Below are 2,895 nucleotides of genomic sequence, written 5' to 3' on the forward strand. Positions count from 1 at the left end.
CTCCGCCGCGGCGGGCGCGACCTCCCAGGGGTCCTCACCGGGGCCGGCCTGCTGGTCGGGCAGGTCGCGGGGGACACCGGCGCCGTTCTCACCGGGTCCTTCGAGGCGGTGATCGGTCACGGCGCTCTCCCTTCGTTCGTACGCGACCCTCGCGGGTACCTCCGCGCGGACCGGTGAAACCCGGTGCTCAGCCGACCTTGCGGCCCCGCATCGGTTCCGTGTCCTCCCCGGCGCCCTGCTCCATGCCCAGCAGGAACTCCTCCACCACCTGCGTCGCCGTGTGCTCCGGCCGCCAGCCGAGCTCCACGCGCGCACGCGTGCAGTCCATCAGCGGCAGCCTCAGCACGGCGTCGAACAGATGAGGTGACGCCGGCAGCAGCCGCAGCCCCCACGCGGCGGCGACCGCCGAGCGGGCGGCGGTACGCGGCAGCCGTACCCGGCGCGTCCCGAGCATCTCCCCGAGCAGCTCCGCGTCGACCGTCGGCTCCGCGGCGAGATTGAAGGCGCCCCGCGCCTCGGCGGACAGCACGGCCAGCCGGTAGGCGTGGGCCGCGTCATCGGTGTGCAGCGCCTGTACCCGTAGCCCCGGAACGTCCGGGAGGACGGGCAGCAGGTCGGGCCGCGCGAGCTGACCCGGCAGGAAACGGCCGCCGAAGATACGGCGCTGCTCGCTCCCCGACTCCCGCTTGAAGAGGAACGCGGGCCGCATCCGTACCACCCGCGTCGCCGGATGATCACGCTCGAACACGTCCAGCGCCCGCTCCAGGTACGCCTTCTCCCGGCAGTACGCGGCGTCCGGCCAGCCGTGCGTCGGCCACGATTCGTCCACCGCGCGGTCCTTCGGGCCCGGCGAGTACGCCCCGACCGACGAGGCGTGCACCAGCGCCGGCACCCCTGCCTCGGCCACCGCGTCGAACACCCGCATGCTGCCCAGCACATTGGTGCGCCAGGTGGTCGCCGGATCGTGCGTCGGCTGGAACGCCCACGCCAGATGGATCACCGCGTCGGCGCCGGTGAACTCCCCGACGAGGTCGGACCGGTCCGAGGCCAGGTCCACCGCCGACCACTCGGTCCCCGGGAGCGACAGGTCGGGGATCCGCCGTGCCAGGCCCCGTACGGAGCCGACCTCCGGTTCCTGCGAGAGGACCCGCACCACGCTGGTTCCGACGTTGCCGGTGGCGCCCGTGACGACGACCCTCCTGCCCGCTGTGCTGCTCACCTTCCGCTCCTCTCGGCCGCTGCTCCGCGGAACCGGCCGAGTACCCCTCATGCGAAGGCGTTCACGCCCGTCAGGCGGGCCGAGAGTTCCCACAGGCGGGCCGCCTGCTCCGGGTCGACCGCCCAGTCCTTGACCCCGGTGCGCCCGTCGGCCGAGGCCGGTGCGGCGACGTCGCAGTCCTCCAGGTAGAGCCCGCCCATGCCGTCCAGCCGCGTCGAGGTGGCGGCCCAGACCTGGGTGGCCGCGCCCTGCTGCGGGGTCTTGAAACCCTCGGGGTTCAGCGGATCGCCCTGCTCGTCGATCCAGCCCCGGTCCACCATCTCCTGCCGGGGCAGATGCCGCTGGAGCGGGGTGAGGATGCCGCCCGGGTGGAGGGAGAAGGCACGGACGCCGCGGTCCCGGGCGAGGCGGTCGAGGTGCACGGCGAACAGTACGTTGGCGGTCTTCGCCTGCCCGTACGCCCCCCACTTGTCGTAGCCGCGCTCCCAGTGGACGTCGTCCCAGCGGATGCCGGAGGCGTGGTGTCCGCGCGAGGAGACGGACACCACGCGGGCGCCGCCGGGCCCGACGGCCGGCCACAGGCGGTTGACGAGGGCGAAGTGACCGAGGTGGTTGGTGGCGAACTGGGCCTCCCAGCCGGGCCCGACCCGGGTCTCGGGGCAGGCCATGATCCCGGCACTGCCGATCACGATGTCGAGGGTCCGCCCGGACGCCAGGAAACGGTCGGCGAACGCGCGCACGCTCTCCAGGTCGCCGAGGTCCAGCTCGGACACCTCGACGCGCTCCAGCCCGTCCAGCGCCTCCCGCGCGGGGCCGGGGCGGCGAGCGGGGACGACGACCCGGGCGCCGGCCTTGACGAGGGCGCGGGTGGTCTCCAGGCCGATTCCGGAGTAGCCGCCGGTGACCAGCGCGAGCCGTCCGGTCAGGTCGACGCCCTCGAGGACGTCGTCCGCGGTGCTGCGGGCGCCGAAGCCCGAGCCGATGCTGTGCTGTGCGCCGCTGTCGTCGTTCATGTCCGTCACGCTACGGACTGGAGCGCTCTCGAAGTCGGGCGACGCCCGGAGCGGGGCAGAGGGAAGCCCCGACCGCGACGGGGGAATCACGGCCGGGGCGGCTCGGTGGTGGGCACGGACGGCGGTCGCCTCTCGGCGAAAGGCTCCACAGGGCTTCAGCCGGACGATCGTCCCTGTGGGCGAATGGTGAGGCCCGGGGACACTGTCCCGTCCGCACCCACGGTCTGTTCAACGGAGAACCACCCCCGGGTGTTCCGCGTCCGGCCGTCCGTGGGCGTGACGTGTGTCACCGGTCCCGCGCGTCGTTGTCGAGGTCGGCCCAGAGGTTCTCGGCCTGGAGCACCAGCGTGCCCAGGACGGCCGTCCGCGCGGCTCCCCGCCCGGCCTGTTCGCGCAGCCCGTCCTGGAGCCTTTCGTGCAGCTCCCGCATCACCGCCTCGGTCCGCTCGTCCAGGAGGGCGTCCACGCGCGCGCCGCCGCCCAGCAGCCGGTCGGCCTCCGCGTGGCAGGCGTCGCCGAGCAGCTCCAGCAGGTCCGCGTAGCAGCCCAGCACCGCGGCGTCCGGCGCGGCGGGCGTACGGTCCTCGTCGGCGGCCACCGCGAGCGTGCGGGTCAGCGCCGTGACGTGCCCGGTGACGCGGCTGAACCGCTCGTCCTCGTGCT

The 2,895-nt window shown here is 74.1% G+C and carries 2 protein-coding genes and 1 pseudogene; all 3 read right to left on the bottom strand.

Annotated features, from left to right (window positions below):
* Positions 1-187: 187 nt before the first annotated feature.
* Positions 188-1,219, bottom strand: a complete 1,032-nt coding sequence (locus tag B7767_RS27930; protein WP_085574592.1) for an SDR family oxidoreductase — start codon at positions 1,217-1,219, stop codon at positions 188-190.
* A 47-nt stretch (positions 1,220-1,266) separates the two neighbouring features.
* Positions 1,267-2,232, bottom strand: a complete 966-nt coding sequence (locus tag B7767_RS27935; RefSeq protein WP_085574593.1) for an SDR family NAD(P)-dependent oxidoreductase — start codon at positions 2,230-2,232, stop codon at positions 1,267-1,269.
* A gap of 286 nt (positions 2,233-2,518) precedes the next feature.
* Positions 2,519-2,895 (bottom strand): annotated as a pseudogene (locus tag B7767_RS27940) (FUSC family protein); the annotation flags it as partial.

The organism is Streptomyces sp. 13-12-16, assembly GCF_002114215.1.
GTDB lineage: Bacteria > Actinomycetota > Actinomycetes > Streptomycetales > Streptomycetaceae > Streptomyces.